Raw genomic sequence first — 13151 nt, 5'->3', positions numbered from 1 at the left:
GGGCCGGAACAGGAATAAATTACCGACCGTTCGTTCTATAAAGATTACACGGCCAGCCGGGCCGGTCAACCGGCCCCCTGTTACAGACGCCCCGGGCTACGCCACCACCATTCCCATATGAGCCGCCAGGAGCGGGGCGATGAGGCCGAGCTGGTAGTCGTCGATCACCACGCCGGCCAGGCTGCCGAGGCCGCTGATGGTCCGGAAATCCGTGCCGCGGAGATCGAAGTCCTTCAGCTTGGCTCCGCTCAGGTCCAGGCTTCCGATGGTGCAGTTCTTCAGCGATACGCGGGCAGCGGTGACCGAACCAAGGTCCAGCTCGTTGATGATGCAGTCGCTGATCAGGACGTCCGCCAGGCGGGCGCCGCGCAGGTTGACATAGTCCAGCTTCCCGCCGTCGATCTTCACGGACTGCCAGCCGCTCTCATACAGCTCAGCCGAGCCCCAGCGGGGATTGCTGAACTCGACGTCGTGCAACGTGGACCGGGCCGCACTGAGGACCGGGGCGTAAGCCTCCTCCACGACGCAGTCACGGAAGCTGGCGCCGCGCAGCTGTGCCTCATTGAAGGAAACCCCGGCAAATTCGCACTCCGAAAAGACAATGCCGCTCAGCTCCAGGCCGTCGGCATCCGCCCTGCTGTACCGCACGCCGTCGTACCGTTCTCCGCGCCGGAAGTCCGGCGCGTCATCATCCCGGAGCCCCTCCAGCCGGACAGCTGCGAGCCTTGGGGGCGTGACCTTCAAGGCCTTGCCGTGCGCGGGCTTCCCCGCCACGCGGCCCGCCACTACAGTGACTCCGCTTTCGCTGCGATCTCGGCCAGGTCCTTGGCGAGTGCCTTCCGCGTGATGCTCATGCCGATGCGGCTGAACATGGCCATCATGATCCTGCTGAGCACCGTCGGTTTGAGCACCTCGGCGCCGAAGGTCAGCGTGAGGTCGGTCCCGCCGTCGCGCTCCGCCAGCGTGTACCGGGAGGTGTAGTCGGCCCCGCCCTGCAGCGCCTTGACCGTGGTGCTGCGCGGCGGGTCGGCCTCGGACACCCACATTTCCACCGTTTCGCGGCGGCCCATCATGGACCGGGTTTCCTTCCAGCGGGTGCCCTCCCCGTACGGGCCCCCGCTGACCATCTGGATGGATTCGACGCCCGAAAGCGTGGCCGCCGAACCCGGGATGTCCGAAATCACCGCCCAAACCTTCTCCGGGCTTGCGTTTACGTGCTGAGTCAGGCTGGTGCTGTGATCCATGTTCCGAGCCTAGTGCCGGGGACCGACATTGAGCACGCACCGGCTGCCTGCCCGCCCACCCCGCGACCGCCCCAGCCAGCCAGGAGGCCACCACCGCCCAGCCCAGGAGGCCGCCGCCGGGTCCCCGCCTTGAATTAGTAAGCATGCTTTGTGTTAGGCTGAAACGGCTTTGTCAGATCAACCGGCAACGGAAGGTGGTTCCCGACCATGGGCATCGGAGACAAGATTCAGAACACGGCTGAGGGCGTCGGCGGCAAGGCTAAGGAAGCCGCCGGCAACGCCACGGACAATGACCGCCTGAAGGCCGAAGGCCAGAAGGACCAGGTTGTTGCCGACGCCAAGAAGGTCGGCGAAGACGTCAAGGACGAGTTCAAGAAGGACTAGCTCCTCACGAACCTGCATGTGCAACGACGGCGGACTCTCCTTGGGGGGAGGCCGCCGTCGCTGTTTGCGTCTGCAAGACTGTGGCCATGACCCACGTAGACCTGAGCCGGGCCAGCGTCGCCGCCGGCGGTTCGCTCAATCTGGGCGGTTACCTTGCGATACCAGAAGGCGCCGGCCCGTTTCCCGCCGTCGTGATGATCCACGAGGCCTTCGGCCTCAACGATCAGATGCGCCGCCACGCCGACCGGCTCGCCGAAGCCGGCTACCTGACCCTGGCCGTGGACCTGTTCAGCGACGGCGGCCCGCGGCGCTGCCTCGTGGGCGCCATGAGGTCCATGATCACCGGCGAAGGCCGCGTCTTCACTGACCTGGCCACGGCGCGGACCTGGCTGCGCGACTCTGACCTCAGCACGGGCAAGACGGGCGTCATCGGGTTCTGCATGGGCGGCGGATTCGCCCTGCTGGCCGCCAATGACGGCTTTGACGCCGCCTCGGTCAACTACGGCCGCCTCCCCCGCGACCTGGGTTCAGCACTGCAGGGCGCCTGCCCGGTGGTGGCCAACTACGGCGGCAAGGACCGGACGCTGCAGGGTGCCGCCGCCAGGCTCGAAGCCGCCCTGGACGCGCTGGGGGTCGAGCATGACGTGCAGGAATTCCCCGCCGCGGGACATTCCTTCCTGAACGATGAGGAAGAGGGGCCGCGCCCGCTGCGCCCGCTGATGCGCGTGCTCGGCATCGGACCGGATCCGCAGTCCGCCCCGGAGGCGTGGCGCCGGATCGAGGAACACTTCGCCAAACACCTGAAGACCTGACATCGGGAAGAACGACGACGGCGGGCACCTCCCGAAAGGAGGGCCTGCCGTCGAACGACTTTGAGTCGGACTGCTTGGGTGGAAAGGCTAGCTGAAGAGCTCGCTCTTGGGCTGGTTGTTCTTGACCTTCTGCCAGCCCAGCCACAGCACAACGGCGAAGAACGGGATGGTGGCCAGGGTCCAGAGGCCCAGGTGGAAGACCTCGCCGGTCTTGCTGGTCATGGTGTCGAAGCCGATCAGCACGGCGATGGCCAACAGCGCGACCAGTCCGGCCCAGCTGGTCCACGGCGAGCCGGGCATCGGGAGGCTGGAAACCTTGCCCTTCTGGTGGCGCAGTGCGATTTGGCTCGCGAAGATGGCGCCCCAGGTGAAGATCACGCCGATGGACGCGGTGTTCAGCGCGAGGTCGAACGCGTGCGAGCCGCCCAGCCAGATGTTCAGCAGGATGCCCACGAGGTAGAAGGCCGCGATGGCGAGGATGGCCGCGTACGGCACGTGGCGCTTGGACATCCTGGTGAGCCACTGCGGGGCATGCCCGTTGTTGGCCATGGTGCGGAAGACGCGGCCGATCGAGTACAGGCCCGAGTTGCAGGAGGACAGCGCGGCGGTGATGACGATCATGTTCATCACATCGCCCACCCAGCCGAGGCCCATCTGGCCGAACACGGTGACGAACGGGGACACGCCGGCCTTGTACTGGTCGGAGGGCAGCAGCATGGCCAGGAGAAGCACGGACCCTACGTAGAACACCACGATGCGCAGGACGACGGCGCGGATCGCCTTGGGCACTTCGCGCTTGGCATTTTCCATCTCGCCGGCGGTGATGCCGACGAGTTCGATGCCGTTGTAGGCGAAGATCACGGCGTTGAGCACGAGGACCATCACCAGGGCGCCCTTGGGGAACATCCCGCCGTCGTCGGCAAAGAGGTTGGCGACTGAGGCGTGGCCGGCGCCGACCTTGGCGTTGGTGACCACCATGAAGGTGCCGACGGCCAGGAAGATCAGGATGGCGCCGACCTTGAGGCAGGACGCCCAGAATTCAAACTCGCCGAACGCCTTGACGCTGAGCAGGTTCACCGCCACGAGCAGCGCGAGGGCGGCAATCGCGGAGGCTTCCACCGGCACGTTGGGGAAGAAGAACTGGAAGTACAGGCCGATCGCGATCAGTTCCGCGATCCCGGTCATGCCCCAGTTGATGAAGTACATCCAGCCGGACAGGAAGGCGCCCTTCTTGCCGAACATTTCGCCGGCGTAGCTGACGAAGGAGCCCGAGGTCTGGCGGTACATGATGAGCTCGCCCAGTGCCCGCATCAGCAGGTAGGCGATCACACCGGCAATGGCGTAGGAGAAGATCAGCGCCGGGCCCGTGGAGGCCAGGCGTCCGCCGGCCCCCATGAACAGGCCGACGCCGATGGCGCCGCCCATCGAGATCATCGTGACGTGGCGGCCGCTCAGGGTCTTCTTATAGCCCTCGGCGCTGAGGGTCGAGTCGACGGCGATGGATGGTGCCGTCGGGCTCTTAAGTTCGGTGGGGGTACTTTGAGGCACAGCTGTTCCTTGTAGGTCGGGGGGATGCCGTAGGGGCAATGCCGGTTCCGGAACCTGGAGTATTTGCACAGATAATTCGCGTTCCAACCCCTTATGAGGGCCGTATGTGTGCAAAAACTCGCGAAGCGTCGAAGGTTCGCGCGGCTCATCCATCTTACAAGATTTCCGGAGTGCCCCGTGACGCGGGCAACATTTCCGGCCTGCGCAGCATCCTGGACCGGGGCGGCCGGCTCCTAATTCGAATGGATAAAATCCTCCAGAATGTCACTAATTACCGCTACCCTGAGCACCATGGGCCGGGACACGTTTCGGCCCTGCGTCCGCGCCGCTCGCGCGGGCACATGGCACTCGCGCCATTCCTCAGGGGGGACTATGAGAAAGAGAGCACTACTGCCCGCAGCACTGCTGCTAGCAGTTGCGGGGTGTTCAGGCGGCGGCTCCGGCCCTGCCGAACCGAGCGCAAGCCAATCGGCACCTTCACCAACGGCAACAACCTCGACGGCGGAGTCTCAGACGCCGGCCGAGTCACTGCCGGCTACCACCGCACCATCCCTGCCCACGGACGTCTCCACATCGCTCAATGCGATCGACGCCCTGGAGAAACACACCTGCACGGCGGGCCCGGACGGGTCCTGGACGTTCAAGGCCACACTGGTCAACAAGTCGGACAAAGCCAAGACGTACTCGGTGGCGGTCGCGGTGACCGTCGGCGCTGCCGTCCAGGGCCACGCCCTCATCACGGAAACCGTCCAGCCAGGAAAGTCTGCGGACGTGTCAGCCGAGAACTTTGCGAAAACCGCGGGCCAACAAGGCACGTGTGAACCGGTTGTCTCGGTGGAGGACGCTTCGTGAAAAAAACATTACTTGCGGCTGCCCTGCTCCTGAGCTTCGCGGCCGGATCCTTTGCGCCTTCGCCCGCCCTCGCCGACGACGCCCCGCCGTCCACGCCGCCGGCGCAGAGCCCGGATACAGGGCCGGCCACGGATACGGGCAGCCTGCCCGCAACGGCAGAAGCCACCCCGCAGCCCGATACCCCGGCAGCCCCGGCCGAGACGTCCGGAACAGGGGAAATGCCGGCCACTCAACTGGCCGATCCAACCACTGACCCGGCGCCCGCACCCGACCCCGCGCCCGACCCCGCGCCCGCACCTGACCCGGCACCAGATCCGGCACCAGAGTTCGTCACGCGCGGCGGCATCGGTTCCAAGTGGCTCGCCCTGGGCGGCGAGGGCGGCGCTCTCGGTGCGCCGACAGCCAACGAGCAGTGCTCGGCGGGCCTTTGCGTCCAGGCGTTCACGGCCGGCTCGATCTACTGGTCCTCCACGACCGGCGCCCACCCCGTCTTCACGGCCTCCGGACGCACCGGCCCGCGATGGCATGCGGCCGGGGCACTTCCAACGTTCGGGTACCCGGTCACCGATGAAACAGTCATCGGCAGCAAGTCCCTGCAGAAGTTCTCCAGCGGAAAAGTGCTGGTCTGGACCGGCACGCAGTTCCTGAATCTCTCCACCAGGACCGGCATCGGCAGCCGCTGGGCCGCGTCAGGCGCCGAAACCGTGCTCGGCCTCCCGCTCGCTGCCGAAATCTGCGGGCTCAAGGGCGGAGGCTGTTCGCAGGCCTTCGACCGCGGCGCCATCTTCTGGTCGCCGCTGACCGGAGCACAGGCGGTCCGCGGCGGCATCGCCGGACGGTGGCGCGCAACCGCCGCTCAGAACGGCGTCCTGGGCTACCCCACCGCCGGCGAACTCTGCGGCCAGGCCGCCGGAGGCTGCAGCCAGAAATTCCAGGGCGGACTCATCTACTGGTCCCCGGCCGCGGGAGCGTGGATCACCCGGGCCGGCATCGGCAGCCGCTACGCCGCCGCCGGGGCAAACCGCAGTTCCCTCGGGTACCCGCTCGCCAACGAGGCCTGCGGCCAGCCGGCCAGCGGCTGCCTCCAGCGCTTCCAGGGCGGCACAATTCACTGGTCGCCCACCACCAGCGCCTGGATTGTCCGGGGCGGAATCGGCAGCAGGTTCGCTGCCAGCGGGGGTGCCGGCGGAACACTCGGCTACCCCACGGCTAACGAGAAGTGCTCGCCCGGGCAATGCATCCAGTCGTTCCAGCGCGGCTTCATCAGCTGGATGCCGGCGGGCACCCGGACGTACGGGATGACCGAGTGCCAGAAGCTCAACAACGGGCGGACCAAGTACTCCACGTACGGTGCCAACCGGGTCCTCCTCACGTTCACGCAGGGCTACGGGATGTCCCGGGCCACCAACGTCTACTGCGTCCGGATCGCAGGCACGTACGTCCCGGACTGGAAGACCGACGGCTACGTGGGCGCGTCCGGGTTTAAGGCGCCGGGCGTCGCATCCGGGCCAACCCGCAACCTGTATTCCCCCACCGGGTCCTACTCGGTCACCGAGGCCTTCGGCTTGGGCAACCCGGGTACGAAGCTTGCCTACCGCACGCTGAGCCCCCGCTCCCGCTGGGGCGGAAACCCCTGGACCGCGACGTACAACAAGTACTTCGAGTCCTCCTCGTGGGTGGGCTGGGACGAGAACATGTGGTACTTCGCCACCCGCGCCACCCATGACTACCGCCAGGGCGTGGTGGTCAACTACAACCGCCCCAACATTGTCCAGGACGCCGGCTTCGCCATCTTCCTGCACATGAACAAGGTCCCGACGGCGGGATGCATCTCGCTGGACGACTGGGCAGTTGTTGACTACATCAGGAAGTCGACACCTGGCGACCGCATCATCATGGGAACCTACAACGACCTCTTCCGGTAAACCGGACGGTTGTCCGCCGACAAGACGGCCGTCCCCGATAGGACGGTCGTCCTCCGATACGTAGTTCCCGCACGAAGTAGTTTCCGCACGAAGTAGTCAGGCACGAAGTAGTCAGGCACACTCTGACGCCCGGTGCCGGCGGCCGCAAGCCGCCGGCACCGGGCGTCAGCTTTTTCCGGAAGGCGCGCTAGGCGGACACGGGTGCCGGTTCGAGTATGCCGCCCTCCATGGTGTACCTCAGCCACGTGCCGCGGGGAGGTGCCGCGGTCAATCCTGCGGGATGATCTCCCCCGCCCCGCTCAGCCGGCCGGTGCCCGGAGCGGCCGGCGCAGTCACTGAACCACTGGCGCAGGGCGCGGTCGTGGCTGACCATCACCAGCGTTCCGCCGAAGCCCGCGAGCGCGGTCTCAAGCTCCTCCACGAGCACTGGCGCCAGGTGGTTGGTGGGTTCATCGAGCAGCATGACGTCGTTGTGGCCGAGCAGCAACCTGGCCAGCGCCAGCCTCCGCTGCTGCCCGGCGGACAGCCCGCCCACCGGCACGTGGAACTCGCTGGCACGGAAGAGTCCCAGGCGCAGCAGCGCGTCGGCGTGGTCGTCAATGTTTCCGCCCAGCCCGGCGGCAAAAGCCGGAAGCAGGCGCAGTGCCGGAAAACGCGGCGGCTCGAGCTCCTGCTGGAGATAGCCGATCCGTCCCCGGCGCTCCACCTCGCCCACAGGAGTCTCCAGCGTGCCTGCCAGCAGCGAAAGCAGGGTGGATTTCCCCGCACCGTTGGGGCCCGTGATCAGGATCTTCTGCCCCCGGTCCACGCGGAATTCGGACAGGTCCAGCCGGCCCGGCAGCCGGGCTCTGCGCGCCCTCAGCACCAGGTTGGACGCGTCACCATCGGCAGTTCCACCACCGGCCGCCCCATCACCGGCCGTCCCGCCGCCGGCCGTCCCACCGCCGGGCAACCAACCGCCAGACAACGTGCCGTCGGCGCCCGGGCCGGAGCCCGGAACTTCCTCCAGCCCGGCATCCAGCTTCAGCCGCTCCGGCGGCCGCTCCACCGGGTTGGCTTCCAGGCGGCGGAGGCGTTCCTGGGCGTTGCGGATTTTGCTCGTGGCAGCGCGCTCCCACGTCCCAGCCTTGAAGTCGAAACCCATCTTGTCGCCGTCGCGCTGGCGGGCGTAGCCCATCTTCGAGGAGACCGTTTCGGCCTGCCGCTGCTCCGCGGCCATCGCGTCGATCCACCCGTGGTACTGCTGCACCCAGCGCTGGCGTTCGGCCCGCTTCTCCTTCAGGTAGCCGTCGTAGCCGTTGCCGTAGCGGTTCACGGTGCGGCGTTCGGCATCCACTTCAATCACGGTGGACGCGACCCTCCTCAGCAGCACGCGGTCGTGTGAGACCACCACCACGGTTCCGCGGTGCGCGGCGAGGCGGTTCTCCAGCCAGGCCGTGCCGCTGGCGTCGAGGTGGTTGGTGGGCTCGTCCAGGAGCAGGATGTCCGCCGGGTCAGCCAGCAGGCACGCCAGCGCAACCCGCTCCTGCTCCCCGCCGGACAGCGACCCCAGCGTCCGGCCCCGCTCCACGCCGCCCAGGCCCAGCCGGTCCAGCGCCGCCTCCACCCGCGATTCCGCGGCATAGCCCTCGCGCAGCTGGTACTGCGTCTGCAGGCTCCCGTACGCCTCAAGTTCTTGTGCTTCAGCCGTGGCCAGTCCCGCCTCCAGCCGTTCCAGTTCGGCTTCCATGCCGCGCAGGGCGCGCAGGGCGTCGTCGATGGCGTCGGCAACGGTCAACCCCGCCGGCAGGCCGGAGGTCTGGGCAAGGTATCCCACCCGGCCCTGGCGGACGGCCGTCCCCGAGTCCGGCGCCTCATGGCCGGCCAGGATCCTCAACAGGGTGGACTTGCCCGCGCCGTTTTCGCCGACGATCGCCACATGTTCGCCGGGTGCTATCACCAGCTCGACGCCGGCAAAGAGTTCGCGGTCCCCGTAACCGTGGGCGACGCCGGAAAGGTGCAGCTGTTCAGTACGGGCGGTGGGTTCAGTCATGGAAAGTCCTCGCAATCCGAAGGGCGGCCCCGGAGCCTGTCCCGCAGGGAAGTGAATCACGGGGGTACTCCACGGGGCCCGGTCGACGGGATGCAGCGCGGCCAGGGCCGGCGCCGCTAATTAGGACTTCATGCGTCAAGCCTGCCCGGCGGCGGCGATAGCGTCAAGGCGCGCACCGCCGTCGGCCCTCGCCTCAAACCGCGAGCGCGGCTCAGACGGCGAGCGCAGCAGCCTTCCGCCGGCGGGCCTTCGCCAGCCGGGTGCCGATCAGTCCCTGCCGCGGACTGAACAGATAGACGACGGCGAACACGGCACCCTGCGTGAGCACCACCATGGCGCCGGACGCCGTGTCCAGGTAATAGCTGAAGTAGATCCCGGCGATGGAGCACGTCGCCGAAATCACCGGAGCGATCACCAGCATGCGCGAAAACCGGTCCGTCAGCAGGTACGCGGTGGCGCCCGGAATGATGAGCATGGCAACCACCAGGACCACGCCTACCGTCTGCAGTGCCACCACCGACGTCAGCGCCAGCAGTCCCAGCAGCAGCGCGCCGAGTCGTTTCGGGGACAGCCCGATGGCGTGGGCGTGCGTGGGATCGAAGGCGTACAGGGTGAGGTCCCGCCGCTTCAGGATCAAAATGGCGAACGCCACGACTCCCAGCACGAGGACCTGGATGAGGTCCGGGATGCTGACGCCCAGCAGGTTCCCGAAGATGATGTGGTTGAGGTCGGTCTGGCTCGGCGTGACGGAGATCAGCACCAGGCCGAGGGCGAACAGCGACGAGAAGACGATGCCGATGGCCGCGTCCTCCTTGACCCGGCTGGTGTTCCGGACCACCCCGATGAGGGTCACCGCGATCAGGGCAAACACCAGGGCACCCAGCGCGAAGGGCGCGCCCACGATGTAGGCAAGCACGACGCCGGGAAGCACTGCATGGGAGACGGCGTCGCCCATGAGCGACCAGCCGATGAGCACCAGCCAGCAGCTCAGCACCGCGCAGACAATGGCGGCGAGCGCGGTGGTGAGGATGGCGCGGACCATGAAGTCATAGCTCAGCGGTTCCAGCAGGAGGTCGAAGAGGTCCATGGTCAGTTCCTGCCCTGTTGGTTCGAGAGATCCTGCGCCTGGCGGCCCGCGCCGGAAGCATCCGGAGCGTCCTGGTCCGGGAGGTCCTCATCCGGAAGCGCCCGGTTGAGGACATCCAGGCCGAATGCCATGGCCAGGTTCTCCGGCTGCAGCACCACCTCGGGCGCTCCGTGCATGAGCACCTTGCGCATGAGCAGCACGGCCTCGTCGCACAGTTGCGGCAGGGCGTGGAGGTCGTGCGTGGAGATCAGGATGGTGCAGCCGTCCGCCGCGAGCTCGCGCAGCAGGCGTGTGATGGTGGCTTCCGAGCGCTTGTCCACGCCGGCGAACGGTTCGTCAAGGAGCATCATGGTGGCGCCCTGGGCGATGCCCCGGGCAACGAAGGCACGCTTCTTCTGTCCGCCGGACAGCTGGCCGATCTGCCGGTTCGCGAACTCGGAGAGTTCCACCCGGTCAAGGGCAAGCTCGACGGCGGCGCGGTCCGCCTTCGACGGACGCCGTGTGAATCCCTGGTGCCCGTAGCGGCCCATCATCACCACGTCCCGGACGGACAGCGGGAACTGCCAGTCCACGTCCTCGCTCTGCGGAACGTAGCCGATGCCGCCTTCCTTGCGGGCCTTGGCCGGCGGAGAACCGTTGATGAGCACGCGGCCGGCGTCGGGCTTGATCATGCCCATGATGGCCTTGAACAGCGTTGACTTTCCCGAGCCGTTCATGCCGACCAGCCCGCAGATCCGGGCGGGCTCCAGGCTCAGGGAGGCGCCGTCGAGGGCGAGCACCTCGCCGTAGTGCACCGTGACGTTTTCCACCAGGATGGCGGGCTGCGGCGCGGCAGGCTCAGCCGTGGCTGGCTGCGGCGTGGCGGAGGCGCTCACGATGCAGCCCCTGCCAGTGCGGTGGTGATCAGCTGGGAGTCGTGCCGGATGAGGTCAAGGTACGTTGGCACCGGCCCGTCCGATTCGGAGAGCGAGTCCACATAAAGCACGCCGCCGAACTTGGCGCCGGTGGCCTCCACCACCTGCCTCATGGGTGCGTCGGACACGGTTGATTCGCAGAAGACGGCCGGGACCTTGTTCTTCCGGACGAAGCCGATGGCGTCAGTGATCTGCTGTGGCGTTGCCTGCTGCTCCGCATTGACCGCCCAGATGTACACCTCTTCCAGGCCAGCGTCCCGCGTCAGGTAGGAGAATGCGCCCTCGCAGGTCACGAGGGCCCGCTGGTTCTTCGGAACTGCTGCCAGTTTGGCCTTCATCTCGTCCTGCACAGCCTGCAGCTTCGCCTTGTAGGCCTTGCCGTTCGATTCAAAGACCTTGGCGTTCTGGGGATCCAGCTCGGAGAAGGCCTTCACCATGTTGTCCACATAGATCTGCACGTTGACCGGCGACATCCACGCATGCGGGTTCGGCTTGCCCTTGTAGGAGTCCTCGCTGATGGGCATCGCGTCCACGCCGTCGCTCACCACGGCATGCCGGACGTCCACGCCCTCCACGAACTGCGCGAACCACGCCTCGAGGTTGAGCCCGTTGTCCAGGATCAGGTCCGCCTGCGATGCTTTCCGGATGTCACCCGGGGTGGGTTCGTACCCGTGGATTTCCGCGCCGGCCTTGGTGATGGACTCCACCCGCAGCTTGTCGCCAGCCACGTTCTGGGCAACGTCCGCCAGCACCGTGAACGTGGTCAGCACCACCGGGCGGCCGTCGTCGCCCCGGCCGGAGGTGCTCCCGCCGCAGGCGGCCAGGGCCAGGCTGAGAAGCACGACGGCGGCGGCTCCCGTCCCGCGGGCGGCCGCGGCGCTGCGGGCAACGGACTGGCTGGACACGGCGTGCGTCGTCGCGCGCCGGCGGGCGATGGTTCGGCGGACAACTTTGGCACACCGAAACAGAGAGTTAGGCATGCCGAATATTCTACGGTGGCGACCGGGCCCCTGCAACGCGGGTCCCGCCGTCGAACTCCACGCCGCCCGTCCGGACTACGCTTGAAGGATGGCGACCATCCGACGCACCGTTCCCCCGCCGCGCGCGGACTTCTACCGGTTTTCGCCGCTGGACTTCACCACGGTGGGCCTCTACGTGACTCTCGCCGTGTTCTTCGCCGTGGCCGGGGACCTCCTCCTTCCGCTGCTCCGGCAGCTTGCCCCGACCCCCGCCGTCGCGTCATATGGAGTAAACCTCCTGTTCTACGGGTGCCTTGGCATCCTGGCACTGTTCGCCGCCCGCCAGGTGGTGGCGCGCGACCTCAGGGTGCTGGCCACCAGGCCGTGGTTCACCGCAGCAATGGTGCCGGCATCGGTCCTCGCCATGATGATTTTCACCGCCGTGCTGGTGCTGGTGGGCGGCACCACGGAGACGTCCGCCAACCAGGCCGGGCTGCAGGTGCTCATGCGGCAGGTGCCCGCGTGGCTCATGGTGCCGCTCGTCGTTGTGGTGGGACCGTTCGTGGAGGAGTACATCTTCCGGCACCTGCTGATCGGCAAACTCAGCAGGCGCCTCAATATCTGGATCTGCTGCGCCCTGTCCGTGGTGCTCTTCGCCGCCCTGCACATCGTGGGCCAGGAAGCCCTCACCCTTGCCGCACTCATGCCCTACCTGGCCATGGGCGCAACCCTGGTGTTCGTGTACGTGTGGACCGGCCGGAACCTGATGTTCTCCTACTTCGTCCACGCGGCCAAGAACCTGCTGGCCGCCATCTTCCTCTACTCGATCCCGCCGGAACTGCTCGACCAGCTGCAGCACGTGCAGGGGTAGTGCCCCGGCACGCGACCGCCGCTGCCCTGTTCACGGCGACCGCCGGCGTCGTAGTTTTGTCCCATGGGACTCAACATTCAGATCACCGTCGACTGTAAGAATCCACACGATCTCGCCGACTGGTGGGCCGAAACGCTGGGCTGGGCCGTGGAGCCGCAGGACGAAGGCTTCATCCGCTCCATGATTGAGCAGGGCTTCGCCACGGACGCTGACACGCTGACCCACAGCGGCAAGCTGGTGTGGCGGGACGGCGCGGCGATCCGCCCGGGTGAGGAGATCGAAGCCAAGCAGCCTGCGCGGCGCATGCTGTTCCAGATATCGCAGGAAGAAAAGACCGTGAAGAACCGCGTCCACTGGGACGTCCGCCTTGAGGGCAAGGACAAGGATGTGGCACGCAAGCAACTGGAGGCGCGCGGCGCGACATTCCTCTGGACCGCCAACCAGGGCCCGCATTCCTGGCACACCATGGCGGACCCCGAGGGCAACGAGTTCTGCATCAGCTGACCCGATTACTAGACTTGGA

Annotated in this window: 13 protein-coding genes; 6 read left to right on the top strand and 7 right to left on the bottom strand. The window is 67.1% G+C overall.

The genetic code is table 11. The annotated features are described in order from the left end of the window. Positions 1-96: 96 nt before the first annotated feature. The gene (locus ABFP37_RS12670) at positions 97-774 is read right to left on the bottom strand and encodes a pentapeptide repeat-containing protein (RefSeq protein ID WP_260680551.1); all 678 of its coding nucleotides are present in this window, start codon (positions 772-774) and stop codon (positions 97-99) included. Between the two features lie 11 nt (positions 775-785). Continuing rightward, a complete protein-coding gene (locus ABFP37_RS12665) occupies positions 786-1244 on the bottom strand; it encodes an SRPBCC family protein (protein ID WP_347033777.1) in 459 nt (152 codons plus the stop codon). 207 nt (positions 1245-1451) lie between these two features. Between ABFP37_RS12665 and ABFP37_RS12660 the strand changes: the two genes are divergently transcribed. Then, entirely contained in the window at positions 1452-1628 is a 177-nt protein-coding gene (locus ABFP37_RS12660; protein WP_078027575.1) for a CsbD family protein, read from the top strand. 86 nt (positions 1629-1714) lie between these two features. Beyond that, positions 1715-2440: a dienelactone hydrolase family protein gene (locus ABFP37_RS12655; protein WP_347033776.1), complete on the top strand. Its 726-nt coding sequence runs from the start codon at positions 1715-1717 to the stop codon at positions 2438-2440. An 87-nt stretch (positions 2441-2527) separates the two neighbouring features. Here ABFP37_RS12655 and ABFP37_RS12650 read toward each other — a convergent pair whose 3' ends face one another. Beyond that, positions 2528-3988 carry an amino acid permease gene (locus tag ABFP37_RS12650; protein WP_078027577.1) on the bottom strand — a complete coding sequence of 487 codons (1461 nt, stop codon included), beginning with the start codon at positions 3986-3988 and terminating at the stop codon, positions 2528-2530. A 372-nt stretch (positions 3989-4360) separates the two neighbouring features. On the opposite strand from ABFP37_RS12650, the gene ABFP37_RS12645 reads away from it, so the two are divergent. Then, positions 4361-4840 (top strand): hypothetical protein, encoded by a 480-nt coding sequence (locus ABFP37_RS12645; protein ID WP_139362727.1) that lies wholly within the window; start codon positions 4361-4363, stop codon positions 4838-4840. Further along, a complete protein-coding gene (locus tag ABFP37_RS12640; protein WP_347033775.1) occupies positions 4837-6765 on the top strand; it encodes a hypothetical protein in 1929 nt (642 codons plus the stop codon). The genes ABFP37_RS12645 and ABFP37_RS12640 overlap by 4 nt, the downstream gene beginning before the upstream one ends. A gap of 187 nt (positions 6766-6952) precedes the next feature. Here ABFP37_RS12640 and ABFP37_RS12635 read toward each other — a convergent pair whose 3' ends face one another. The 4 genes from ABFP37_RS12635 to ABFP37_RS12620 form a co-directional block, all read right to left on the bottom strand. Beyond that, a complete protein-coding gene (locus tag ABFP37_RS12635) occupies positions 6953-8797 on the bottom strand; it encodes an ABC-F family ATP-binding cassette domain-containing protein (RefSeq protein ID WP_347033774.1) in 1845 nt (614 codons plus the stop codon). A gap of 211 nt (positions 8798-9008) precedes the next feature. After that, positions 9009-9884, bottom strand: a complete 876-nt coding sequence (locus ABFP37_RS12630) for a metal ABC transporter permease (protein WP_078027581.1) — start codon at positions 9882-9884, stop codon at positions 9009-9011. Between the two features lie 2 nt (positions 9885-9886). Further along, a complete protein-coding gene (locus ABFP37_RS12625) occupies positions 9887-10759 on the bottom strand; it encodes a metal ABC transporter ATP-binding protein (protein ID WP_078027582.1) in 873 nt (290 codons plus the stop codon). Beyond that, positions 10756-11778 carry a metal ABC transporter substrate-binding protein gene (locus ABFP37_RS12620; RefSeq protein ID WP_347033773.1) on the bottom strand — a complete coding sequence of 341 codons (1023 nt, stop codon included), beginning with the start codon at positions 11776-11778 and terminating at the stop codon, positions 10756-10758. Before ABFP37_RS12620 ends, ABFP37_RS12625 begins: the two co-directional genes overlap by 4 nt. Positions 11779-11866: 88 nt before the next feature. On the opposite strand from ABFP37_RS12620, the gene ABFP37_RS12615 reads away from it, so the two are divergent. Both ABFP37_RS12615 and ABFP37_RS12610 read left to right on the top strand, forming a co-directional pair. After that, positions 11867-12628, top strand: a complete 762-nt coding sequence (locus ABFP37_RS12615; RefSeq protein WP_078027584.1) for a type II CAAX endopeptidase family protein — start codon at positions 11867-11869, stop codon at positions 12626-12628. Between the two features lie 63 nt (positions 12629-12691). Beyond that, positions 12692-13132 carry a VOC family protein gene (locus tag ABFP37_RS12610; RefSeq protein WP_078027585.1) on the top strand — a complete coding sequence of 147 codons (441 nt, stop codon included), beginning with the start codon at positions 12692-12694 and terminating at the stop codon, positions 13130-13132. Positions 13133-13151: the final 19 nt, after the last annotated feature.

The sequence above is a fragment of the Burkholderia sp. RS01 genome (genome assembly GCF_039748055.1).
Taxonomy (GTDB): domain Bacteria; phylum Actinomycetota; class Actinomycetes; order Actinomycetales; family Micrococcaceae; genus Arthrobacter.
Note: the sequence above shows the minus strand (reverse complement) of the source record. Positions and strands in the feature narration are given on the sequence as shown.

What these genes read in the sequence shown, in the direction of transcription:
- ABFP37_RS12610 (WP_078027585.1), top strand. Translation starts at nt 12,692, where the DNA reads ATGGGACTCAACATTCAGATCACCGTCGACTGTAAGAATCCACACGAT.
- ABFP37_RS12655 (WP_347033776.1), top strand. Translation starts at nt 1,715, where the DNA reads ATGACCCACGTAGACCTGAGCCGGGCCAGCGTCGCCGCCGGCGGTTCG.
- ABFP37_RS12635 (WP_347033774.1), bottom strand. Translation starts at nt 8,797, where the DNA reads ATGACTGAACCCACCGCCCGTACTGAACAGCTGCACCTTTCCGGCGTC.
- ABFP37_RS12645 (WP_139362727.1), top strand. Translation starts at nt 4,361, where the DNA reads ATGAGAAAGAGAGCACTACTGCCCGCAGCACTGCTGCTAGCAGTTGCG.
- ABFP37_RS12665 (WP_347033777.1), bottom strand. Translation starts at nt 1,244, where the DNA reads ATGGATCACAGCACCAGCCTGACTCAGCACGTAAACGCAAGCCCGGAG.
- ABFP37_RS12660 (WP_078027575.1), top strand. Translation starts at nt 1,452, where the DNA reads ATGGGCATCGGAGACAAGATTCAGAACACGGCTGAGGGCGTCGGCGGC.
- ABFP37_RS12620 (WP_347033773.1), bottom strand. Translation starts at nt 11,778, where the DNA reads ATGCCTAACTCTCTGTTTCGGTGTGCCAAAGTTGTCCGCCGAACCATC.
- ABFP37_RS12630 (WP_078027581.1), bottom strand. Translation starts at nt 9,884, where the DNA reads ATGGACCTCTTCGACCTCCTGCTGGAACCGCTGAGCTATGACTTCATG.
- ABFP37_RS12615 (WP_078027584.1), top strand. Translation starts at nt 11,867, where the DNA reads ATGGCGACCATCCGACGCACCGTTCCCCCGCCGCGCGCGGACTTCTAC.